This is a genomic window from Acinetobacter sp. WCHAc010034 (assembly GCF_001696615.3).
Classification (GTDB): Bacteria; Pseudomonadota; Gammaproteobacteria; order Pseudomonadales; family Moraxellaceae; genus Acinetobacter.
In genome coordinates, this window is sequence record NZ_CP032279.1 from 1,114,979 (window position 1) to 1,136,545 (window position 21,567).

Annotated in this window: 20 protein-coding genes; 12 read left to right on the forward strand and 8 right to left on the reverse strand. The window is 53.3% G+C overall.

Going from position 1 to position 21,567, the window contains the following annotated elements; translation table 11 throughout:
- Positions 1 to 62 precede the first annotated feature (62 nt).
- The 5 genes from BEN74_RS06930 to BEN74_RS06945 all read left to right on the forward strand — a co-directional run bounded on the left by BEN74_RS06930 (position 63) and on the right by BEN74_RS06945 (position 4,327).
- The gene (locus BEN74_RS06930; RefSeq protein ID WP_068907380.1) at positions 63 to 1,244 is read left to right on the forward strand and encodes an NAD(P)/FAD-dependent oxidoreductase; all 1,182 of its coding nucleotides are present in this window, start codon (positions 63 to 65) and stop codon (positions 1,242 to 1,244) included.
- Positions 1,245 to 1,300: 56 nt separating this feature from the next.
- Entirely contained in the window at positions 1,301 to 2,239 is a 939-nt protein-coding gene (estB, locus tag BEN74_RS06935) for an esterase EstB (RefSeq protein WP_068907378.1), read from the forward strand.
- 13 nt (positions 2,240 to 2,252) lie between these two features.
- Positions 2,253 to 3,158: a LysR family transcriptional regulator OxyR gene (gene oxyR / locus BEN74_RS06940; protein WP_068907376.1), complete on the forward strand. Its 906-nt coding sequence runs from the start codon at positions 2,253 to 2,255 to the stop codon at positions 3,156 to 3,158.
- Positions 3,159 to 3,196: 38 nt separating this feature from the next.
- Positions 3,197 to 3,541, forward strand: coding sequence for a hypothetical protein (locus BEN74_RS19385; RefSeq protein WP_162898156.1), 345 nt, complete (start codon positions 3,197 to 3,199; stop codon positions 3,539 to 3,541).
- 165 nt (positions 3,542 to 3,706) lie between these two features.
- Positions 3,707 to 4,327, forward strand: a complete 621-nt coding sequence (locus tag BEN74_RS06945) for a LuxR C-terminal-related transcriptional regulator (RefSeq protein ID WP_068907374.1) — start codon at positions 3,707 to 3,709, stop codon at positions 4,325 to 4,327.
- A gap of 63 nt (positions 4,328 to 4,390) precedes the next feature.
- Here BEN74_RS06945 and ppk1 read toward each other — a convergent pair whose 3' ends face one another.
- Entirely contained in the window at positions 4,391 to 6,472 is a 2,082-nt protein-coding gene (gene ppk1, locus BEN74_RS06950; RefSeq protein ID WP_068907372.1) for a polyphosphate kinase 1, read from the reverse strand.
- Between the two features lie 119 nt (positions 6,473 to 6,591).
- Entirely contained in the window at positions 6,592 to 7,266 is a 675-nt protein-coding gene (mtgA, locus tag BEN74_RS06955) for a monofunctional biosynthetic peptidoglycan transglycosylase (protein WP_068907370.1), read from the reverse strand.
- 78 nt (positions 7,267 to 7,344) lie between these two features.
- Here mtgA and BEN74_RS06960 point away from each other — a divergent pair, with 78 nt between their 5' ends.
- On the forward strand, positions 7,345 to 8,160 hold the full coding sequence (locus BEN74_RS06960; protein WP_068907367.1) for a rhomboid family intramembrane serine protease: 816 nt from the start codon (positions 7,345 to 7,347) through the stop codon (positions 8,158 to 8,160).
- A gap of 25 nt (positions 8,161 to 8,185) precedes the next feature.
- Here BEN74_RS06960 and BEN74_RS06965 read toward each other — a convergent pair whose 3' ends face one another.
- Both BEN74_RS06965 and BEN74_RS06970 read right to left on the reverse strand, forming a co-directional pair.
- A complete protein-coding gene (locus BEN74_RS06965; RefSeq protein WP_068907364.1) occupies positions 8,186 to 10,672 on the reverse strand; it encodes an ABC transporter permease in 2,487 nt (828 codons plus the stop codon).
- Position 10,673: 1 nt separating this feature from the next.
- On the reverse strand, positions 10,674 to 11,399 hold the full coding sequence (locus BEN74_RS06970; protein WP_068907362.1) for an ABC transporter ATP-binding protein: 726 nt from the start codon (positions 11,397 to 11,399) through the stop codon (positions 10,674 to 10,676).
- A 35-nt stretch (positions 11,400 to 11,434) separates the two neighbouring features.
- On the opposite strand from BEN74_RS06970, the gene BEN74_RS06975 reads away from it, so the two are divergent.
- Positions 11,435 to 12,064 carry an arylesterase gene (locus tag BEN74_RS06975; protein WP_068907464.1) on the forward strand — a complete coding sequence of 210 codons (630 nt, stop codon included), beginning with the start codon at positions 11,435 to 11,437 and terminating at the stop codon, positions 12,062 to 12,064.
- Positions 12,065 to 12,134: 70 nt separating this feature from the next.
- On the opposite strand, the gene BEN74_RS06980 is transcribed toward BEN74_RS06975, so the two are convergent.
- Positions 12,135 to 12,749, reverse strand: coding sequence for a carbonic anhydrase (locus BEN74_RS06980; protein ID WP_068907360.1), 615 nt, complete (start codon positions 12,747 to 12,749; stop codon positions 12,135 to 12,137).
- Between the two features lie 405 nt (positions 12,750 to 13,154).
- On the opposite strand from BEN74_RS06980, the gene BEN74_RS06990 reads away from it, so the two are divergent.
- Together BEN74_RS06990 and BEN74_RS06995 are read left to right on the forward strand one after the other, a co-directional pair.
- Positions 13,155 to 14,195 (forward strand): alpha/beta fold hydrolase, encoded by a 1,041-nt coding sequence (locus tag BEN74_RS06990; protein ID WP_068907355.1) that lies wholly within the window; start codon positions 13,155 to 13,157, stop codon positions 14,193 to 14,195.
- Between the two features lie 39 nt (positions 14,196 to 14,234).
- Positions 14,235 to 15,236, forward strand: a complete 1,002-nt coding sequence (locus BEN74_RS06995; RefSeq protein WP_068907352.1) for a hypothetical protein — start codon at positions 14,235 to 14,237, stop codon at positions 15,234 to 15,236.
- A gap of 130 nt (positions 15,237 to 15,366) precedes the next feature.
- Here the strand turns inward: BEN74_RS06995 and BEN74_RS07000 are convergent, their stop codons facing one another.
- Both BEN74_RS07000 and nfuA read right to left on the reverse strand, forming a co-directional pair.
- Complete coding sequence (locus tag BEN74_RS07000) at positions 15,367 to 17,427, reverse strand: TonB-dependent receptor domain-containing protein (protein ID WP_068907350.1); 2,061 nt, start codon at positions 17,425 to 17,427, stop codon at positions 15,367 to 15,369.
- A gap of 168 nt (positions 17,428 to 17,595) precedes the next feature.
- Positions 17,596 to 18,234, reverse strand: coding sequence for a Fe-S biogenesis protein NfuA (gene nfuA, locus BEN74_RS07005; protein ID WP_068907348.1), 639 nt, complete (start codon positions 18,232 to 18,234; stop codon positions 17,596 to 17,598).
- A gap of 158 nt (positions 18,235 to 18,392) precedes the next feature.
- Here nfuA and BEN74_RS07010 point away from each other — a divergent pair, with 158 nt between their 5' ends.
- Positions 18,393 to 19,010: a rhomboid family intramembrane serine protease gene (locus BEN74_RS07010; protein WP_068907462.1), complete on the forward strand. Its 618-nt coding sequence runs from the start codon at positions 18,393 to 18,395 to the stop codon at positions 19,008 to 19,010.
- 78 nt (positions 19,011 to 19,088) lie between these two features.
- Here BEN74_RS07010 and BEN74_RS07015 read toward each other — a convergent pair whose 3' ends face one another.
- The gene (locus BEN74_RS07015; RefSeq protein WP_068907346.1) at positions 19,089 to 19,382 is read right to left on the reverse strand and encodes a hypothetical protein; all 294 of its coding nucleotides are present in this window, start codon (positions 19,380 to 19,382) and stop codon (positions 19,089 to 19,091) included.
- Positions 19,383 to 19,606: 224 nt separating this feature from the next.
- Here BEN74_RS07015 and BEN74_RS19390 point away from each other — a divergent pair, with 224 nt between their 5' ends.
- Together BEN74_RS19390 and BEN74_RS07020 are read left to right on the forward strand one after the other, a co-directional pair.
- Positions 19,607 to 19,774 carry a hypothetical protein gene (locus tag BEN74_RS19390; protein ID WP_086374317.1) on the forward strand — a complete coding sequence of 56 codons (168 nt, stop codon included), beginning with the start codon at positions 19,607 to 19,609 and terminating at the stop codon, positions 19,772 to 19,774.
- 184 nt (positions 19,775 to 19,958) lie between these two features.
- A complete protein-coding gene (locus BEN74_RS07020) occupies positions 19,959 to 21,509 on the forward strand; it encodes a hypothetical protein (protein ID WP_068907343.1) in 1,551 nt (516 codons plus the stop codon).
- Positions 21,510 to 21,567 lie beyond the last annotated feature (58 nt).

Sequence of the window (21,567 nt, forward strand, 5' to 3'; positions counted from 1 at the left end):
GACCAGCTGCCTTCTGGTCTTTTTTTAGGCCTACATCATATCTATTGCGCTTGGAGCAGAGTATGCACCCTATAGTCATTATCGGTTCAGGCATGGCGGGCTACGCCGCAGCGCGCGAATTCCGCAAGCTGAATACTGAACAAGAACTCATCATGATCTGCGCCGATGACGCCGCAAACTACGCCAAACCGACATTGTCCAACGCCTTCACCGGCAAGAAGGCGCCTGAGCAGATTGCCCTGGGCGACGCCGCCAAAATGGCCGCGCAGCTGAACATGAAAATTGTCACTCATACTTGGGTCAAATCCATTGAGGCGCAGGCGCATCAGCTGCATCTGGAAAATGCCGCCGGCGCAGCCTCTGTGCAGGATTATTCCAAGCTGGTGTTGGCTGTCGGCGCGAATCCGATCCGCCTTGCGATTGCCGGCGACGGCAGCGATGACATTCATGTGGTCAACAGCCTGAATGACTACAAAGCCTTCCGCGCGCATATTGATGAATGCCATGAAAAGCGCGTCGTGATTTTAGGCGCGGGCCTGATCGGCTGCGAGTTTGCCAATGATTTGCAGAATACCGGCCACAGCGTCACGGTGATTGACCTGGCGCCGCAGCCGCTGGGGCGCCTGCTTCCCGCGCATGCGGCTGAAGTATTTAAAGAGAATCTGGAAAAAACCGGCATTCACTTTGTTCTTGGCACCACCGTTGAAAAAGTTTCCAAAGACCAGCACGGCAGCTATTTCGTGACTTTGGCCAGCGGCCAGAGCCTGAAAGCCGATGCGGTGCTTTCCGCCATTGGCCTGCAGCCGAATACCGCATTGGCCAAAGCCGCCAATATTCATACCCGCCGCGGCGTAGTGACCAATGCCGGGCTGGAAACCAGCCAGGCCAGCATTTATGCGATGGGTGACTGCGCGGAAGTCAACGGCACGCTGCTGCCTTATGTCATGCCGATTATGCAGCAGGCGCGCGCTCTGGCGAAAACCCTGAACGGCGAACAGACTGCGGTGCACTACCCGGCCATGCCGGTCGCGGTTAAAACCCCGGCTGCGCCGCTGACGGTATTGCCGGCGCCAGTTGACGCCGATGTCAGCTGGGAAACCGAAGAGCTGGAAGACGGCATGCTGGCGAAAGCTGTGGATGCCGACGGCACATTGCGCGGCTTTGTCCTGCTGGGCGCCACCGCAGGCAAGCAGCGCCTTGCGCTGACCAAGCTGGTTCCGGACTTGATTCCGGCCGCAATTTAAGCGTTTAATATAAGGACGTTTTTTAAACAAAAGCGTCCTTTTAAAGGAGAATGAACATGAATAGCGCCTTGCAGTTTAGCAATTCTCCATATACGGCATTTATGCATGAAACCAAAGTCGATCTAGGCAATGGCATAGAACTGCATGTCGAAGTCGGCGGCGATCCTGAGCATCCGCCCATCCTTCTGGTCATGGGTCTAGGCGCGCAAATGCTGTATTGGCCTGATTTTTTCTGCAAATCACTGATTGATCAGGGCTACCGCGTCATCCGCTTTGACAACCGCGACACCGGCCTGTCTTCAAAAATCAGAAGCCAGGGCCCGCGCCTGAATACCTTCAAGCTCATGAGCCGCTTCGCGGTGGGCCTGGAAAACCAGGGCGCGCCGTATGACCTGTATGATATGGCGGAAGACGCCTCCCTGCTGATTGACCGCATGGGGCTGGATCAGGTCGATGTCATCGGCGCCTCTATGGGCGGCATGATTGCGCAGATCCTTTCCGCGAAATATCCTGAAAAGATTAAAAATCTGGGCCTGCTGTTCACCAGCAACAATCAGCCCCTGCTGCCGCCGCCGTTTCCCAAGCAGCTGTTCAGCTTGATCGGCAAGCCGGATTCTCATGATGAAGACGGCATCATCAATCACAGCCTGAAGGTCTTCAGCATTATCGGCTCTCCGGGCTACTTCAATCAGCTTGAAGCGATTCAGACCGCCCGCCGCCTGTACCAGCGCAGTTATTATCCGGCAGGTATACTTCAGCAGTTTTTAGCCATATTATGTACAGGTTCGCTGCTGCAGCTGGACAAGCAGATTCAGAAGAACACTCTGGTGCTGCACGGGTCCCGTGACCGCCTGCTCCCGCCCAGCCACGGCAAAGCCGTTGCGAAAGCAATTTCCGGCGCTAAATTTGAATTAATTGATGGAATGGGGCATGATATCCCACCGCACTTTATTCCATATCTTAGCGGTTTATTTGCCGATCACTTTAAATCATAAACATTAGGACACTATGGCTGCATTACCATCTTTAAGACAGCTGTCATATCTCGTAACACTGTCTGAAACGCTGCATTTTACCGAAGCTGCGCGCCGTTCGTTTGTCACCCAGTCGACTTTGTCGGGCGGGATCATGGAACTTGAGCGCCTGCTGGGCGGCGTACTTGTAGAACGCGACCGTCAAAATGTCCGTTTAACGCCGCTCGGCGAGCAGGTTGTTGCCCGAGCACGTGTTCTCTTGGCCGATGCGCAGGACTTAATGCGCCTAAGCCGTGAAATGAGTGAGCCGCTCACTGGCGATTTGCATCTTGGCATTATTCCGACCATTGCGCCGTTTATCCTTTCCCAGCTTTTAGACGAAGTGCATAAGCAGCTGCCTAAAATCCAGCTGCATCTGCATGAAGCGCAAAGTGAAAAAATTGTTGAAAAGCTGGAGCACGGCAATTTAGACATGGTGGTTCTGGCCCTGCCTTTTGACACCCGTGGCTTAAAAGTTGCTGAAATTGCTAAAGAAAGCCTCTACCTTGTGCATCACCGCGCTGACCAGAACGCTGCCCATGCGGTGTCTCTGGATGATCTGGATCTGTCGCGCCTGATGCTGCTGGAAGAAGGCCACTGCCTGCGTGACCATGCCCTTAGCGCATGCCCGATTGGCGAACGCAAAAATGACCACCGCCTGAAAGCCAGCTCACTGCCGACTTTGGTGGAAATGGTTTCTGCAGATTTAGGCTTTACCCTGCTCCCTGAAATCGCGATTCATACCAATATGATTAAGGCGGATCAGAATCTAGCGGTTAAGCCGGTTGAAGCAGGCCCAAGCCGCACGCTGGCCCTGGTGACCCGCAAAAGCACGCCGCTGCAAAGCGAATTTGACGTGCTGCTGCAGATTCTGCAGAAAATCACGCAAGACCTGCATTAATTGATCCATGCAGTAAGTTCAAATACAGAAAAAGGAGCATGCAGTGCTCCTTTTTTACTGCTGAAGTTTTAAGATTAAGCGCAAAAGAAAAAGGGCAAGCCAATTACAGCTGCCCAGTTAAGGAAACCATACAGATGATTTCACACTCGAGTATTAAATCATCTATATCCTTTATAAATCTTCCGGCTAGCCAGATAAGCCAGAAGATGCGTTATATTAAGCGGCTGATAAAGCTGGGTATATCCCCAGTTTTGGGTATTTTTAACCATTATTCAAATCTGCCGGCTGGAAGATGCGGGCTGCGCCGCGGAAAATCCTCTGCAGGCGGCGTCTTAAGCCAGGCAGATCAGGCCCTCAGCCGGCAGGCAGCGCCAACACCTTAATACAGAATAAAAAACGTATAAATAACTTTTAATGACAGCCACTTAAATATAATTCACCCTATAAATACCTATTTTTTGGGATATTATTTTCCGGCTTTTTAATGCAAAGTTGATTGCGCTGAAGATAAAAAATTTAATGCAATTGATTCCAGAGTGCCTGAATTCATGCTCAATGATCTCATTCTGCCCGTACCGGTGCTGATGATTAACCGCCGCGCGGCCCTGCCCGAGCCGCTGCTGCGGCATATTTTGAAAAATTTGGGCTATCCTCAGGAACTGATTATGTCCGGGCAGACCCTTGACGGCGCAGAAAAGATGATGATTCAGCATCTGCCCAATCTCATTTTTTACAGCGCTTTTGAACGCGCCGACCTGGATTTCATCAAAACAATTAAACACTGCTGCCCTTCCAGCCATTTAGTGACTTTCCATCAGGCAGCGCAGGCTGAATTGATTTCCGCAGCCCTTCAGGCCGGCGCAGACGCTTACCTGCTGGACGGCGCATCCGCCGAAGCCGCGCAGCAGCAGATGAAAAGCATTTTGCGCGGCGGCGCAGCGCTGCACCCGCAGCTTGCGCGCCGCCTGCAGCAAGAAGCATTCAATAGCGCCGGCAGCTTCGCAGCCGCCGGACAGCTCAGCCCGGCTGAACAGCAGATTCTTCAGCTGATCAGCCAGTCCAGCACGGCTGAACAGGCAGCCGCGCAGTTAAAGCTTTCCGCCTATCAGGTTGACGGCTTGATCAGGAATATCTTCAGAAAGCTGGCTGCGCTCGGCCCTTCGGCTTAGCGCAGTAAACAGGGCGCTCAAGGCGCCCTGTCAATCACTTTGTTCCGGCGCTTTGCCGCCGGATCACTTAATCAGTTCCAGCAGCAGGCGCTGCGAGTTATGCGGCGCTTCGCCTTCCACAGCCTGCACGCGCACCCATGTGCCATCGCCCTGCAGCAGCCAGGACTGCTGATTGTCCTGCATATAGTTCAGCAGGCCCTGCTGGTAAATGCGCTTCTTCAGGGCCGGATCTTCAATCGGGAAGCAGGCTTCCACACGGTTGAACAGGTTGCGGTCCATCCAGTCCGCGCTTGAGCAGTAAATGCGCGCATCGCCGTTGTTGCCGAAGTAATACACACGGGTATGCTCAAGGAAGCGCCCGACAATTGAGCGCACGCGGATATTTTCCGACAGCCCCGGCAGGCCCGGGCGCAGGCAGCAGATGGAGCGGATGATCAGGTCAATCTGCACACCGGCTTGCGATGCCTCATACAGCTTATTGATCAGCTGCATTTCGGTCAGCGCATTGACTTTGACAATAATCTGCGCCGGCTTGCCGGCTTTGGCATTGGCAATTTCATCATCAATAAAATTGATCAGTTGCGCATGCAGGGTAAAAGGCGCATGCAGCAGCTTTTTCAGCTTGGCCATTTTACCCATGCCGGTCAGCTCCTGAAAAATGCGGTGCACATCTTCACACAGCTCTTTGTCGGTGGTGAGCAGGCCGTAGTCAGTATAAATCCGCGCATTGCCAGCATGATAGTTGCCTGTGCCCAAATGCACGTAGCGCACCAGCTTATTGTTCTCGCGGCGCACCACCAGAATCATTTTGGCATGGGTTTTATAGCCGACAATGCCGTAAACCACCACTGCGCCGGCTTCCTGCAGCACATTGGCCACCGCAATATTGGACTCTTCATCGAAGCGCGCACGCAGCTCAATCACCGCGGTCACTTCCTTGCCGTTGCGGGCCGCTTCGGCCAGCACCTGCACAATTTCAGAATCTGCGCCGCTGCGGTACAGGGTCTGCTTAATCGCCAGCACCTGCGGGTCGCGCGCCGCTTCGCGCAGCAGGTTGATCACCGGCGCAAAGGATTCATAAGGATGATGCAGCAGGATGTCCTGCTTCTGCATGGCGCTGAAAATGTTTTCAGATTTTTTCAGTACCTTGGGAATGACCGGCGTATGCGAGTCGTAGCGCAAATGCGGGCGCTTGAAATTGGACAGCAGGCGCGCCAGATTGACCGGGCCATCGACCTTGTACAGCTGCTCTTCGTCCAGATCGAACTCATCCAGCAGGTAGTCGTAAATATGCTTCGGGCAGTTGTGCGTCACTTCCAGGCGCACCGCGCGGCCAAAGCGGCGCGAGCTTAATTCGCCTTTCAGCGCCTTGGCCAAGTCTTCAACATCTTCATTTAAAGCCAAGTCGGCATTGCGCGTCACGCGGAACTGGTAGCAGCCGGTTGCGGTCATGCCCGGGAAAAGGTCAGACACATGCTCATGGATAATCGCGGACAGCATCACATGATGCTCTTTGCCGCCGGTCAGCTCATCCGGCAGTCGCACCACGCGCGGCAATGAGCGCGGCGCAGGCACGACCGCCAGGTCAATCTGCCGGCCAAAGGCGTCCTTGCCCTCCAGCGTCACAATAAAGTTCAGGCTTTTATTGACCAGGCGCGGGAACGGATGCGCGGGGTCCAGGCTGATGGGGGTAAGAACCGGCGCCACCTGCTCCTGAAAATATTTTTTCACCCATGCCGACTGCGCAGGCGTCAGTTCGCCGCGGCGCAGGAAGCAGATGTCTTCTTCGCGCAGCTTGTTTAAAATTTCCTGATTAAGGATGCGGTACTGGCGCTCAATGGCGGCATGCGCAGTTTCTGAAATCTGATCCAGCACCTGCTTTGGCGTCAGGCCGTCCGGGCTGCGGCTTTCATTGCCTAAGTCCAGCTGTTCCATGACGCCCGCCACACGGATTTCAAAGAACTCATCCAGATTGCGTGAGAAAATCAGCAGGAAGTTCATGCGCTCCAGCAAAGGATGCAGCGGATCGACCGCCTGCTCCAGTACGCGCAGGTGGAAATCTAAAATCGACAGTTCGCGATTGATATAGCGGTCATTATAAGTATATTCAGTTTGTGCAGGCGGAGTTTCAGCTGCCGTATTCATATCTAACCTATGCTTTTTAAAAGTGCGGTGCATGGCCACAAGTATGCTTCAAATTTGTGACAATTTCATAAAAAAAAGCCTGAATTTTGAGGCTTTTTTTACCCGCACAGCGGCATGTGTCAGGGAATGCGGCTGTAGCGCATATAGCGCTGGATCATGCGCTTGCGGTACTGCAGCTTGCGGTCAGCGCGGTGCTCCTGATAATACTTTGGATTAGGCAGAATCGCCGCCAGAAACGCCGCCTGCTCGCGGCTCAGGCTGCGCGAGCTTTTGCCGAAATAGTGCTGCGTCGCCGCTTCGACGCCGTAAATATTATCGCCGAATTCCACCGAGTTCAAATACACTTCCAGAATCCGCTCTTTCGACCACATGCGCTCCATCATCCAGGTCGCAACAGCTTCCTGGCCTTTGCGCAGAAATGAGCGCTTATTGTATAAAAACAGGTTCTTGGCCAGCTGCTGCGAAATCGTGGAGCCGCCCGCCACCACTTTGCCCTGATCTTTATTGCGCTCCAGCGCAAACTGCATGCCTTCCCAGTCAAAGCCATTGTGCTGCAGGAACTTGCCGTCCTCGGCCGCCACTACGGCATGCTTCATGTAATCGCTGATCTGGCTGTAATCGCGCCATTCATGCTTAATCGGCTCAGACGGATCTGACCAGTAGTCCAGGCGCATCATCATGGTGGTATCTACAGGATGAGTGCGCCACCAGGCCAGGCTGGCGAAAATCCACAATTGCACCAAAAGCGCCAGACTGACCAGAATTAATAAAGTGCGGGCAAGAAAGGCTTTCATGTCAGTCGGCTGCTCCGGAAAATCTGTTTTTTCATGTTAAGCTTGTTATTAAACGAATAATCACCGCAAAAGAATAGCATGCCAGAACTTTCACCTCCTCAAGTAAACACTAAACTTGAAATTCAGCTGTGGTGGTTCACTGCCCTGCTGATTGCCGTCAATATCGGGCTGTTTGCGTGGCAAGTCCTGCATGGCATGGACATCAGCAATCCAAGCACTGCCGATGCGATCCGCTGGGGTGCTGATTATGCACCTTTAAGCTTTTTAGCGGAACCCGTCCGCCTGTTCACCAGCATGTTTTTTCATTTCGGCCTGATCCACCTCATGCTGAATATGTGGGCGCTGTATATTTTCGGCAGCATTGCCGAACAGATGCTGGGACGCATGTATTTCATCGGCCTGTATTTTCTGGCCGGCATCAGCGGTTCCCTGCTCAGCGGCTATGTGTCGATTCAGGACACATATGAGCTGCTCCGCACCGGCGAAGCCAGCCGCGAGCTGCTGCCGAGCGTCGGCGCCGGCGCATCGGGCGCAGTGATGGGCCTGGGCGCTGCCCTTACGGTGCTGTCGCTGCTGCCGGTGCTGCCGCAGCAGCGCTTTCTGCTGGACAAAAAAACTTTGGTCAGCGTGATGGCCATCAACCTGGCGATGGGCTTTATGATCAGCGGCATCAACAACGCAGCCCATATCGGCGGCATGCTCATGGGGGCTTTTCTGGCTGCCGCCTGGTATTTCGGGCAGAAGATTCAGCGCGCGCCAATGGTCAACCTGGCCAGCCTGCTGCTGGGCCTGGCCGCCTGCTGGTTCATTTATCAATACTGCCTGTCGCTGGTGGCGCACATTGCCCCGCTTTGGCAGGAGCTGATTGAATGGATGAACCGCGCTGCCGGATAAGCCGGAACTCAGCGCTGCGGTGAAGCTACTGATTCATCTCGCGCAGGCTCTGCAGCGGCGGAATATCGCAGAGATAGCTCAGGCGGTAACGGCCTATCAGCGCGCACAGCAGCGCCATCAGCGGCGGCAGAATCAGCCAGATTCCGCCATGCAGCTGCACCGCCAGCTCCATTTTATAGCTGGCGACGGCGCTGATCACTTCCGCAAACAGACAAGACACCAAGCCTGCAATCAGGCCCATGAAGCCGATTTCCATGCTCAGCATGCGCTTCATTTTCTGCCTGGAGCTGCCGAATGCGCGCAGCAAAGCCACTTCGCGCTTGCGCTCATCCATCAGAAGATTCAGGCAGGCGGCCAGCACCAAAATGCCGGACAGCGCCACCAACGCCGCTAAAATGCTGACGATCTGCACCAGCAGGCTGACAATGCGCTTGATTTCATCCAGAATCAGGCTGACATCAATAAATACGGTATTGGAAAACTGCTGAATCAGCGCAATCAGCTGCGGCTTTTCTGCATCCGGCACATAAAAGCTGCCCAGATAGCTGCCGGCATTTTCATCCATGGTCTGCGGTGAAAAAATAAAGAAGAAATTCGGGCTGAAGCTTTCCCACTCCACGCTGCGCAGGTTAACCACCTGCGCCTGCAGCGGGCCTTCAGGCAGGCTGAAGGTCAGCCGGTCGCCGATTTGAATGCCCAGCTGCGCGGCGGTTTCCGCCTCGACCGAGACTTGGCCGCTCCGGCTGAATTCGGCCGCACCACTGAGGATTTTATTGTCTGCCGGATAGGATGCCGCCTGAGTCAAATTCAATTCACGACGCAGCGAATTATTGCCCTGCACCAGCGCTTCGGCAAAAGGCTGATCATTCTTCGCCACCAGGCGCCCGCGCACGTTGGGATACAGCGGCGTGCCTGTCCAGCCGTGCGCGTCCAGCTGCTGCCTGAATGCGGGCATGTCCAAGGGCGGCAGGCTGTAAACAAACTGATTCGGCGTGCCTGCCGGCAGCTGCTGCTGCCAGCGCTCCAGCAAGTCGGTGCGCAGCACCGCCAGCACCGTAATCAGGCTCAGGCCCAAAGCCAGCGCGGTAATCTGAAATGCAGTCTGATACGGCGTGCGCACATAGGCGGAAAGCCCGGTCTTCAGGCTGCGGATAAACTTCAGCACAGTCCAGACCAGCAGGTAAAGCGCCGCGCACAGCGCAATAATTGCGCCCATCACTGCTGCGGTCAGCGCCAGGTTTTCAGTCAGCACCGCGCTGAACAGCGCCAGGCTGGCGGTGCCGGCCAGCAGCATCCACAGCATGGACTGCAGCGGCTTTTCCTGCTGGCGGATGACCCGGATCGGCGGGGTATTCAGCAGCTGCCAAAGGCTCGGCAAGACAAAGCCCAGCAGCACCGCGGCGCTGGTCAGCATGGCCACCGGCAATGGCCCCAGCAGCATCGCGCTGGCGGAAAAAGCCACATTCAAATGCGGAATCAGCTGCAGCATCAGCTGAAGCAGGCCATAGCCCAGCCCAATGCCGAACAGGCTGCCGATCAGCATGGCAATTGCAAAGACCGCCGCCAGCAGCGCCAGATAAGCCCGGAGAATCTGCTGCCTGGACGCGCCCATGCAGCGCATCAGCGCGATATGATCCTGATTCTGCTGCACATAGCGCTGGCTGCTTAAGGCAATCGCAATGCCGCAAAGCAGAATGGTCAAAATATTCGCCAGCTGCAGGAAGGTATCCAAATTGGCTATCGGCTTCATCAGGCGGGTATTGCCTTCACTGGCGTTTCTTAAGCGCAGGCTGCTCTGCTCATCCGCCGCCGGTTCATCCGCCAGCTTTGTTTTGGCGCCCGCTTCGGGATGGCGCAGCTGCTTAAACCGCTGTTCAAACTGCCGGGTATTTTCAGCCTCTCCCGCCAGCAGCAGGCGGTATTCAATGCGGCTGCCGGCCTGCACCGCATGGGTCTTAGCGACATCCTGCCGGGAAATGATCACCGTCGGGGAAAAGCCGCTGAAGCCCAGTTCCTGATTGGAGTCATGCGCAATCTTGGCTGTGACCTTGAAGGCGCCATCGGCAATATGCAGCGCATCGCCGATTTTCACCTGCAGCAGATCCATCGCGCGCTGGCTCAGCCAGACTTCGCCGGATTGAATCCGCTGCGCCGCCGGCTGCAGGCGCAGATCGCCGCGCAATGGAAAAGACCCGTCAATGGCTTTGACATTGACCATGACAAACTGATCTGAGGTATGCGCCATCGAGCCGAACATCGTCACTTCGCTCTGCTTCAGCTGCAGCTGCGACGCCTGATCTTTCCATGACTGGGCAAGCGGCGCGCTGTCGCTCAGCACCAAGTCTCCCGCCAGCATTTCAGCCGCCTGCAGAGCTACCGCGTTCTGAATCTGCGCATTGCTGAACTTCAGCGCAGTGGTCGCGCTGATGGCCAGGGTCAGGGCGATAATCAGCAGATAAACCCCGGTGCTTTTAAAGCTTTGCGTTAATAACGGACGGAACAGCGCGTTCATCTCATGCCCTCTGCAGATGCTCAGTCAGCTGGCCATCGGCCAGTTCATAATGGCGCTGGCACTGGGCCGCCAGCTGCGGATCATGGGTGACTAAAATCAGCGTGGTGCCCAATTCGCGGTTCAGCTGAAACAGCAGCTGTTCAATTTCCCTGGCGGTTGCGCCATCCAGATTGCCGGTCGGCTCATCGGCAAAAATAATCTGCGGCTGGCTGATCAGCGCGCGGGCAATCGCCACCCGCTGCTGCTCGCCGCCGGACAGCACTTTCGGCGTTTGCGCAGCCTGGCGCTCCAGCCCGACTTTGGCCAGCAGCGCCAGGGCTTTGCGCTCCGCTTCCGCATAATTGAAATGCGCCTGCAGGCGCAAAGGCAGCATGACATTTTCCAGCGCGCTGAGATGCGGCAGCAGCTGAAAGGACTGAAACACAAAGCCGATATGCTTTAAGCGCACAGCAGCGCGCTGCTCTTCATTCAGCTGCTCAATGGCTTCTCCGCAGACCTGCAAATGCCCCGAACTGGCCTGATCCAGCGTGGCTAGAATCCCCAGCAGGGTGGATTTTCCGGAACCGGAGCGCCCGGTAATCGCGACCTGCTCGCCTGCATGAATCTGCAGGTTCAAATTTTCAAAAATGCGCAGCTCTTTATCCGCAAGCTGGATCTTTTGCGTCAACTGCTGTGCAGAAATAATCGCCTGTGGCATGATGGATGGCTCAGTCATCAATTGGGTCATAGCTTCCCTCTATGCAGAATCGTATGCAAAATCATATGCAGCGCCGCGGTCAAAAACTCCGCGCCCTTCTCCGCCTGGCGGCGCTGGGCCTGTGCCTTGCGCCCATGCTGGCCTGCGCCAAAACCATTATGATTGTCGGCGACAGCTTAAGCGCAGGCTATGGGCTGCAGCCGCAGCAGGGCTGGGCGCATCTGCTGCAGAAACGCTTAGAGCAACAGTATCCGAAACAGCATAAAGTGGTCAATGCAAGCGTCAGCGGCGAAACCACCAGCGGCGCTCTGGCGCGCCTGCCGAAACTGCTGCAGGCCCATCGGCCGCATGTGGTGGTGATTGAGCTGGGAGGCAATGACGGCCTGCGCGGCCAGCCGCCGCAGATGATTCAGAAAAATCTGGCGCAGCTGATTGAAAAAAGCCAGCAGGCCAAAGCCAAAGTGGTGGTCTTCGGCATGAAGATTCCGCCCAATTACGGCACGGCCTACAGCAGCGCTTTTGAAAGCAGTTACCGGACCGTTAGCCTGCAGTACCGCGTGAAGCTGCTGCCGTTCTTTATGGAAGGCGTCGCAGGCAACAGAAGCCTGATGCAGAATGATCTGATTCATCCGAATGCCAAGGCGCAGCCGATTTTATTGAACAATGCCTATCCCTACATCAAAAGCAGCTTATAAAAAAGCGAAGGGCGCTTTATAAAAAGCGCCCTGCACAACTCTGATAGGAAGGATCTGCCGGAAAATCAGCTTAGAAATCGTAGAAAGTTACTTCGCCGGTTTCCAGTGAATATTCTGCGCCAACCACTTTCAGCTTGCCTTTGGCAATCAGGTTTTCCAGCACCGCTGAACCGTGGCGCAGCTGGTTGACGGAAGCGAAGACATTGGAGCGCACCGCATGAACAGATAATTTTTCCAGATCATCTTTCAGTTCGGTCTGCAGTAAAATTTCAACGGATGGGCGCACGCGGTTCACAATCGACATCAGATTTGCCGAAGGCGGCGAAGCAGGATTCATCAGCGCTTCGATGGTTGAATGAATCGCGCCGCAGTGGGTATGTCCCAGAACAATCACCAGAGGGCAGCCGAAGCTGTCAGCGGCGAATTCCACGCTGCCGACCTGTGACGGCGCAACAATATTGCCCGCAACGCGGATCACAAACAGGTCGCCCAAGCCCTGGTCAAAAACCATTTCCGCCGGCACGCGCGAGTCTGAACAGCCCAGCACAATCGCAAACGGCTCTTGGCTTTCCGCCATTTCCGCCCGCTGCTGATGCGTCAAAAGCGTAAGATGCTTGGTTTGACCATTAACAAAACGTTCGTTGCCTTTTTTTAAACGATCTAAAGCTTCTTCTGCTGTTAGCATGTTCTTCCATCCTTATTTGAAGTTTTCACATTTTAATGCGCCGTCTGGGGAATGTCACTTGCAAAACATTCGCTGGCAAGTTTTTCTCAGAGCGTTTTTTCCTGGCTTTTGTTTTCAAGCGGCGCGCCGCCGGGCTGCGCTTTGCGCCACGGCTGGCGCGCTCAGAACGGCGTAAAATGCCAATGCATAAATCTTTTTCTATGAAAATTGCCTCAGTTTTCAAGGCGCAGTTCACATTTCATGCAATCTGAACTAACTGGGTCAAAAAAGCTTAACGTGACAAGCCTGCCATTTGGACTACAATATCTTCCAAAGCGCCTGCCCTAAGCCAGATGTTCCCGCGCAGGCCATTGCTCAATAAACGCCATAACACATTCAAGCTGTATTTAGGGATCAAGCCAGTCAATGAAAGGATTGCATTCGACACTCAGCCGCGCGCTGAAACTGGGCTGCCTCAGCTGCCTGCTGCTCTTAGGCAAGCCCAGCTTTGCAGATGCGGACAGCGCGCTACCGCCCGCCGTGATTCCGCCGCAGATTCTGCTCAACCACCTGCTTCAGGAGCGCAAGGCGGCCGGGCTGACGGCTAAGACCGTGCAGGTCGGCAATGTGGCCTGGAGCTACAGCGAAGGCGGCTCCCGCGCCAACCCTTCCATTTTGCTGATTCACGGCCTTGCGGGAAGCCGCGACAACTGGAACCGCGTGGCGCACTACCTGACGCCGTATTACCACGTCATCATTCCGGACTTGCCGACCAATGGCGATACCCGGGTGCCGGCCAATTTCGATGTTTCCGTACCGAATGTCACCGAGCAGCTGCGCCAGTTCGCCGAAAAAATTGAGATTGAAGACCGGCTGAATATTGCCGGGCATTCGCTGGGCGGCTCGATTGCCACGGTTTACGCCGCGCAGTACCCTTTTGACACGCAAAGCCTGTTTCTGCTGAACAGCGCCGGCATTTACAGGCAGGCCACGACTACTTATTCCAAAAACCCCTATGCCTTAAAGCATCTGATTGTTTCCAAGCCGGGCGATTTAGACGAAGTGATGCATCAGCTGATGCAGCGCCCGCCGGCGATGCCTTTTAAGCTGAAGCAGGCGCAGGAAAAGCTGCTGATCGCGCAGTCAGATCAAACCAGCAAAATGATTGATCAGGTGGTGGCGATGAACCGGATTTATACTCCGGACAGCTTTGCCCGCCTGACCCAAGCGGTTGAAGCGCCTACCCTGATTCTCTGGGGCAGGCAGGACAAAATCATTAATGTTGAAGCCGCAAATGAGCTGAAATCCTTATTGAAACGCGCAGAGGCTCCTGTCATCCTTAACAATGTCGGCCATATGCCGATTTTAGAGGCTGAGCGGGAGGTCGCGGATCATTACCTGCCTTTCCTTGCAAAAAGCCAAAAGTTTAAAAACCCGCTTGCGGATAAACTTATCCCTTTAAACTGATCAGCTAAGTTTTAAATCAGCTTAGCTTTCAAGGACAGCATGCAGAAGAACCCGATGATAGAGCGCCTGATTGACGCTCAGCTTAATTTTTTAGACCGGAACTTTGCTCAGGCGGATACGCTTCAGAGCGAGTTTTTAAGCTTTTATCACTGGTTCAGAAAGCAGCCCCTGCAGCAGCTGTGGAGCTTTGAACAGATTAATGCGCTGATTCAGAAGCAGATTCTGCAAACTCCTGCCAGCAGTTTTCTGACCGGGCAAATTGCCGAGCATATTAAATTCTCGCTGATCCACCCGGCAAATGACAGCACGGCAATTGCCGATATTATTCCGGTTCTGACCGTGGATAAAATTGCGCAGTACGTGGCCAGCAAAAGCGGCCACCGCCAGCGCCTGATTAAGGCCGTGGTCAATAACCCGGCTTTTTCCGCCATGATCACCCAGCTGATTCAGCACGCCATTCAGGATTATGCGGATAATTCGGTGATTGCCAAAAGCGTGCCCGGCGTTTCGCGCTTTATGAAAATGGGCAAATCGGTGCTGGAAAATGTCACCGACACCAATCTGGACAGCGCAGTCAGCAGGTATCTGCAGAAGAATATCCTGAAGTTCAGCCAAATGAGCGAACACGTGCTGAATCAGCACTTTGATGACCATAAGCTGTATCATTTTCAGGCCAATCTCTGGCATAAAATCAAAAGCATGCCGGTTGCCGTGCTGAAAAATTACATTGAAGTGCAGGATTTGCCTGAAACCGTGGGCTTAGGCCATGAAATCTGGGATCACATCCGCCAATCAGATTATTTGAAGCAGCAGGTGCATGACGGCGTGTATGCCTGGTATATCCGCAATCAGGAGCGCCCTTTTGACCTGCTGCTGCGCGACCTGAATATTGATGAAGCTTTAATTCAGCAGGAACTGCAGGATTTGCTCAATCCGCTGATGCAGCAGCTGATCAGCTCGCAGTATTTGCGGGAACGCGCGCGCGCGCATTTGGAGCTGTTTTATTATTCGGAAGAGGCGCAGCGGATTTTAACGCAATAGGCTTGCGCAAAAGATTTGACCTTAGATTAGAATCAGATTTTCCGCCGGCTGTCAGGGCTTCAACAGAAACGCTGACAGCTGGCGGCGTAGACGCAGTCAGGGTGGAAAACGCGCTTCCGCCCTGATTCTTTTAGTATTTAAACGTTGCGCCAACGAAGACTTTCTGGCGCTCCACCATATACTCATTGCTGCCGTTGGACAGCTTCTTATCCAGCAGGTTAGTAAAGCCGCCGCGGACCGTCAGCTGATCATTTACAACATAATTGCTGGATAAATTCATAACGGTATGGCGTTTTTGCATGCTTGAATCCGCTGTATTTTTGGTCAAATACTGCTTGCCTAAATGCTGTGCAGACAATTCCACGCTTAATGGCTCAATCGGCTGCCAGCTTAATGCGGAATTCACTGTTAATTTTGGCGTTGCAATTAATGCCTCTCCTGTATCTTTATTTTCCGCTTTCAAGAAATACGTTGCATTATTGCTCCATTTCAAGCGCTCTGAAAGCGGAAAATCCGCCACCATTTCCACGCCGCGGGTTACTGCCTTTCCGGTATTTTCATTGCGGGTAAACCAGTTGCCGTAGTAGTAGCCTAAAGGCACATAGTCAATCCGGTTTTTGAAATCCGTATGGAAGAAGGTCACGCCTAAGTCTGCGCCAAAACCGGTATAATTTACCCCAATTTCATAGTTGACGCTTTCTTCCGGCGCCAGATTCGGATTGCCCGTCATATAGCAGCCGCCGCTTGTATATGTATGCGGATCGCCCTTTTCGTCATACCAGGTTTTCCCCTTCAGCCCAATGCAGCCCCTGCCGCCGGATCTTGTCGCTCCGCCGGGAGACGCTTCCTTGACTGTCGGCGCGCGGAAGCCTTTCGCCGCCCCGCCTTTAATCACCAGATCATCGCTAGGGCTATAAACTAAATAGCCGCGGGGGCTATGATGCGAGCCATAATTATCATCATGATCCAAGCGGTTGCCTAAAGTCAGGCTAAGGTTATCTAGAAGTGAAATATTGTCCTCAATAAATAACGCCCAAGTTTTATTGTCTACCTTAGGATTGCCGTAGTTTTGCCCATCCCAGCTTCCGCCAGGCAAAGTTCCAATAATGCGGGTATTGGTCAATTCCTGTTTTTTCCACTGGCCGCCAACTGTTAAGACCTGATCAAAGGCCGCCTTAAACGGCATGGTCAGGCTGCCTTCAACAATCATTTCATTTGACTTGGTCGCATAACTGCTGGCGCTTGAATCATAATCATTGTAGTAAGCATTCAGCTTGGACTTGCCAATTGCCCATTCGCCGTCATGTGATAAGCCGTAGCTATTATGTTCCAGTTCATTTGCTCCCCAGCTGGTTTCCTGTTCCGCGCCGGTCGCTGCATTAATGCTGGAGCCTTTTTTATTTTTCTGCAGGCTATGGCCAACTTCCAAACTGAAAGTCTGCTTATCTGTGGGCTGATAATGCAGCATTGCATTGTAGTTTTGATCCTGAGCGCCTGTCGTCCCTTTGCCCGCCTGGCGCTTCTTATCCGCTTCACGTTCAGTCATGCCTGCTGTCAGGCGCAGGCCCAGCGTGTCAGTTAAAGGGCCGGCCGCCATCACCCCGGTCTGCAAAGAAGAGCCCAAATTTGAAGACGCTGTAGGCTGAGTATAGTTCAGAGTGACATTGTCGCCCCACACACTTGGAATTTTTCTGGTAATAATATTAATGACGCCGCCCATTGCATCAGAACCATACAGTGAGGACATTGGGCCGCGGACAACTTCAATCCGCTCAATCATATCCGGCGTAATCCAGTTTAAATCCTGGCGGCCCAAGTCCGGACGGTAGTTGGTATCGCGGGAAGAGCCGATACGCTTTCCATCCACCAAAATAAGCGTGTAGTTGTCGGGCAAGCCGCGCAGCTTGATTTTTGAACCCTCGCCCGTTGGGCTGATTCCGCCTGTTACACCGGGAACTTTGCTGAGCAGCTCGCCCAGACTGCCTACGGGCTGTTTTTCAATCTCTTCACGCGTAATTACACTGATGCTTGCCGGCGCTTCTTTAGCATCTACAGCCTGACTGCTCGCAGTCACAACAATGGTTTCCAGTTTAGCTGCATGCTGCTGCGCATCATCTTTTGCCTGCGCCGCAGCGCTCATAACCGCTGCAACAGAAAGCGCCAAAGCAGATTGCAATAACTGTTTATTCATACCCACACCCAGTCAAATAATGGAGAAATAAAGTAAATTTATGCGCGGATTTTAACAAACGATAAACATATTGCAATTACTATTGATAATTATTCTCATTATTTTTACAGATAATGCATATAAAAATAGCCTCTATTGAGAGGCTATTTTCATTTCATTCAGGCCGGCTTACTTGAAATAAGCGCCTTCCGCCTGGCTGTGGTCAGTTTCGTCCACCACCTGCATCAGTTCAGGCACATGCTGCTTTAAAGTGGTTTCAACGCCCTGCTTTAAAGTCACATCAATGGCAGAACAGCCTTGACAGCCGCCGCCAAATTTAAGCACGGCGGTCAGGCCATGTTCAGCGTCATCAACCACTTTCACCAGTGCGCAGTTGCCACCATGCCCCGCCAAGCCCGGGTTGATTTCTGACTGCAGCACATAGGTAATGCGCTCTTCTACAGAGGCATCCGGGCCAACGCGCGGCACTTTCGAGTTCGGCGCGCGGAACGTCAGCTGGCCGCCAAAGCGGTCTTTATTGTAATCAATGACTGCATCCAGCAGATAAGGAATAGATGGCGCATCAACAAAGGCAGGAAAATCAGGATATTCCTGCTTGTAATCTGTAGGCACGACTTCTTCAGGCGCACTGTAAGCCATGCAGCATTCAGCGCGCGGTGTACCAGGATGTTCTACAAAAATACGTACACCAATGCCCGGCGTGTTTTGTTTTTCCAGCAAGTCTTTTAAGTACTCTTGCGCATTGGGTGTAATCAATAAATTTGGAATCTCTTCTGCAACTGCAGTGCTGGTATTCTCAGTCGACATAACAATATTTCCTCATGCTGAAGCCGCTATTTTAACTGAAGATGCGGTGCATTACGAAAAAATCAACCAAAATTGTCGGAATTATCCTGAAAGTTCCCGCTGACGCTTAAATTAATGGCATTATGGGCGACAAATACTGCTCATTTGAACGCCAATTTATGCTTGATTCAGCTTTGAACCACACCGTTATCCTCATCCTGATTACGGTCATTGTTTCCTTCATTGCCTTTCAAAACCAGAACATTATGAACCGCCTGATTTTCTGGCCTCCGGCAATGCAGCGCGGCCAGTTTGACCGCTTCATCACGCATGGCTTTGTGCATGCGGACGGCACGCACCTGCTGTTCAATATGATTACCCTGTTCTTTTTCGGCAGCATTATTGAAGCGTTTTACCGCCAGTATTTTTATGACCTGGGCTTTGTGCTGTTCTATCTGGGCGGCTTGATCGCTGCCATTATTCCCAGCTACCTGCAGCATAAAAATGATGCGCGCTGGGCCAGCTTAGGCGCTTCCGGCGCGGTTTCCGCGGTGCTGTTTGCCTATATCCTGTTTGAGCCGTGGAAGCTGATTTTTGTATTTTTCATTCCGGTTCCAGCCATTATTTTTGCGGTGCTGTATGTTGCCTACAGCATCTGGTCAGGCAAGCGCGGCAATTCCAATGTCAATCACAGCGCGCATCTGTGGGGCGCAGCTTACGGGGTGATCATGACCATTATTATTGAGCCGCGCCTGCTTCCGCATTTCTTCAATAAGCTGCTGCAGATGCCATTTTAAGCGCCATCTGACAGACAAAAACGCGCTAAAAAAAGATGCCGCCGGCATCTTTTTTATTGGCCAATACGCCGCGCTGCATCAGCCATCTATGCTTTCCATCAGCTGGCCATGCGAAAAATGCCAGTTTTTTTGATAAGCCGAAACAAATTTGGCAATGAAAATCGGCGCGCGGTCAATTGCAGAGCGCTCCTTAAAATGGCCATGCGCCTTAGCCCAGTCATAGCAGCTTTGATTCAGCGGATACTCCGTCAAAATTCCGCTTAAGTAATTCCGCTTGATCCATCCCTCGGCCTGCCGGTAGCTGGAAAAAACCGCGGAGGCGAAGCCTGATTTATGCGCATTGAAGATATATACCTGATTGGATCTGTTCATAAGTAAGCCTGCCCGTTCTTTTTGTTTTTCTTAGCCATTATAATAAGTGTGATGCAAATCACATTTCAATCCATTTTCAGCAGTTTATTTTGCAACAGTTCGTAAATGCAGTGCTTTATGGGGCAGTCTTTGCGCCGCAGCAGCAAATTTCACTGCGCCTTCCTACGCAAATTGCTTAAAATAAAAGCGCAGCCGCAAATATAAATATAAAGAGGGATACCGCAATGAAAAGAATCATCATGGCGCTCAGCATGCTGTGCTTCAGCGCCCTGTCCGCATGCGCCGTGCATACCCGGGAAGGCAGCATTACCGTTGACCCGGACTGGGGCCATTACCCGCATGATCATGGCGGCTTCTGCCCGCCTGGACAGGCCAAAAAGGGCCGCTGCTGAGCCTAATGCATGCGCAAGCCTTCAGATATGAAGGCTTTTCTTTGGATGCCGCCCAGACAGCTGCCTAGCTATTTTCTTCAGCAGTTCATGCAATTTTGTAAGTTATTGCCACTCCGGAAAACGATCTGGCATAGATAATGTATACATCTGTATATTAATAATTAGATCACGTGAGATATTTTGCATGTCCAGCTCCATAGACGGTCTTCAGTTTCCAAACCCAGCGCAAAAGCACAAGCCCAGCACCTCTAAAACCGGCCGGGAAATTATTGCGGAAGCCTTAGCCAGCGTTGACCACAGCGCTTCGCTGCAGGCCACTGCAGAAAAAAACTGGCGCAAGCAGTACCCGCGCTATTTTAAGGCGCTGGTTGAGCAAGGCATTCAGAACGCCGGCAAGCCGATTCAGATTGCCGAAGCCGGCCTGAATAAAGCGCACCATACCTTCGAGTTTTTCCGCAACGGCGAAAAGCATCTGCTGAAAAATGTCATGCAGCTGGACGCGCAGCCGCTGCATACCATCAAGCTGAAAGGCGAAAGTACTGAAGCGCCGGAATGGCATGTGCCCTATCATGGCCAGAAGCTGCGGGGCGACGCCTTGCTGGCGCAGATTCAGAAATGGCAGGATGCCGGCATTGTAGAGCCGAGCCATGCCGATGCCCTGAGGGAAGCGGCCGCCCATCCGGAATGGTTCGACCTGTCTGACCGCACCATGGTGTTATTCGGCGCGGCTTCTGAAGCCGGCCCGCTGACCTGGCTGTCCAAATGGAAGGCCAATATTGTTGCGGTAGATTTGCCGAACAGCCGCGTTTGGGGCCGGATTTTAGACACGGTCCGCAAAGGCAATGCCACGCTGTATGCGCCAAGCGCGGAAGCGCTTGCTGCAGATACGCCTGCGGCTGTATTGAAGGAAAAGTTAGGCGCCAACCTGCTGACGCAGATTCCGGAAATTGCGCAGTGGCTGCTGCAGAACCCTGATCAGCTGGATTTGGCCGCTATCGCCTATTTGGACGGCGAAAAGCATGTGCGTGTTTCCATGGCGATGGATGCGATTATGCAGCATGTCAGCGCGCACAAGGCCGGCACCAGCCTGATGTATATGTGCACCCCGACCGATGTCTATGCCGTGCCCGCAGAAGTGATTGAGGCCTCCACCGATAAGTTTGCGCAGCGCTCTAAAGCGCAGCAGCTGATCAGCACCGGCATTTCCGCCCTTTCGCGCCAAAATTTGTTCAGAAAAAACCTGCACGGCCTGATTGCTTCAGACAATGGCCAAAACTACGGCATTGCCGACTGCCTGGTGGTGGAGCAAGGCCCGAACTACGCTTTGGCCAAGCGCATTCAGCAGTGGCGCGCAACACTGGCGCGCCATCAGGGCCAGCGGGTCAGCATTAATATTGCGCCATCCACCACAACGCATTCCGTGACGAAAAACCCGCTGCTGAAAGCGGCCTTTAACGGCGCCAGCCTGTTTGATGTGGAAGCCTTCAAGCCGGAAACTACCAATGCGATTATGGCGGCGCTGTGGGTGCATGATTTGCGCAGTCCAAAGTCGGCGGCCAATCCGGAAGTGGAACTCGCGCATCCGCTGGAGCTGATGATGAAAGGCGCCAATCACGGCGGCTTATGGCGTGTCGCCTATTTAGCCCGCACAGCGCTGCCTTTCGCCGCGGTATATGGTTTCGCCGCGGAAAAGCTGCCGCTTGACAAAGTGCTGGGCAAGCTGAAAAAGCGGTAAACCCGCAAGATGATTTCAGCCTCAAGCTGTTCTCCAATCCATAAAAAAACGCTGCCAA

Coding starts and splice junctions, on each gene's coding strand:
- BEN74_RS06930 (WP_068907380.1), top strand. CDS start 63: ATGCACCCTATAGTCATTATCGGTTCAGGCATGGCGGGCTACGCCGCA.
- estB (WP_068907378.1), top strand. CDS start 1,301: ATGAATAGCGCCTTGCAGTTTAGCAATTCTCCATATACGGCATTTATG.
- oxyR (WP_068907376.1), top strand. CDS start 2,253: ATGGCTGCATTACCATCTTTAAGACAGCTGTCATATCTCGTAACACTG.
- BEN74_RS19385 (WP_162898156.1), top strand. CDS start 3,197: ATGCAGTGCTCCTTTTTTACTGCTGAAGTTTTAAGATTAAGCGCAAAA.
- BEN74_RS06945 (WP_068907374.1), top strand. CDS start 3,707: ATGCTCAATGATCTCATTCTGCCCGTACCGGTGCTGATGATTAACCGC.
- ppk1 (WP_068907372.1), bottom strand. CDS start 6,472: ATGAATACGGCAGCTGAAACTCCGCCTGCACAAACTGAATATACTTAT.
- mtgA (WP_068907370.1), bottom strand. CDS start 7,266: ATGAAAGCCTTTCTTGCCCGCACTTTATTAATTCTGGTCAGTCTGGCG.
- BEN74_RS06960 (WP_068907367.1), top strand. CDS start 7,345: ATGCCAGAACTTTCACCTCCTCAAGTAAACACTAAACTTGAAATTCAG.
- BEN74_RS06965 (WP_068907364.1), bottom strand. CDS start 10,672: ATGAACGCGCTGTTCCGTCCGTTATTAACGCAAAGCTTTAAAAGCACC.
- BEN74_RS06970 (WP_068907362.1), bottom strand. CDS start 11,399: ATGACCCAATTGATGACTGAGCCATCCATCATGCCACAGGCGATTATT.
- BEN74_RS06975 (WP_068907464.1), top strand. CDS start 11,435: ATGCAGCGCCGCGGTCAAAAACTCCGCGCCCTTCTCCGCCTGGCGGCG.
- BEN74_RS06980 (WP_068907360.1), bottom strand. CDS start 12,749: ATGCTAACAGCAGAAGAAGCTTTAGATCGTTTAAAAAAAGGCAACGAA.
- BEN74_RS06990 (WP_068907355.1), top strand. CDS start 13,155: ATGAAAGGATTGCATTCGACACTCAGCCGCGCGCTGAAACTGGGCTGC.
- BEN74_RS06995 (WP_068907352.1), top strand. CDS start 14,235: ATGCAGAAGAACCCGATGATAGAGCGCCTGATTGACGCTCAGCTTAAT.
- BEN74_RS07000 (WP_068907350.1), bottom strand. CDS start 17,427: ATGAATAAACAGTTATTGCAATCTGCTTTGGCGCTTTCTGTTGCAGCG.
- nfuA (WP_068907348.1), bottom strand. CDS start 18,234: ATGTCGACTGAGAATACCAGCACTGCAGTTGCAGAAGAGATTCCAAAT.
- BEN74_RS07010 (WP_068907462.1), top strand. CDS start 18,393: ATGCTTGATTCAGCTTTGAACCACACCGTTATCCTCATCCTGATTACG.
- BEN74_RS07015 (WP_068907346.1), bottom strand. CDS start 19,382: ATGAACAGATCCAATCAGGTATATATCTTCAATGCGCATAAATCAGGC.
- BEN74_RS19390 (WP_086374317.1), top strand. CDS start 19,607: ATGAAAAGAATCATCATGGCGCTCAGCATGCTGTGCTTCAGCGCCCTG.
- BEN74_RS07020 (WP_068907343.1), top strand. CDS start 19,959: ATGTCCAGCTCCATAGACGGTCTTCAGTTTCCAAACCCAGCGCAAAAG.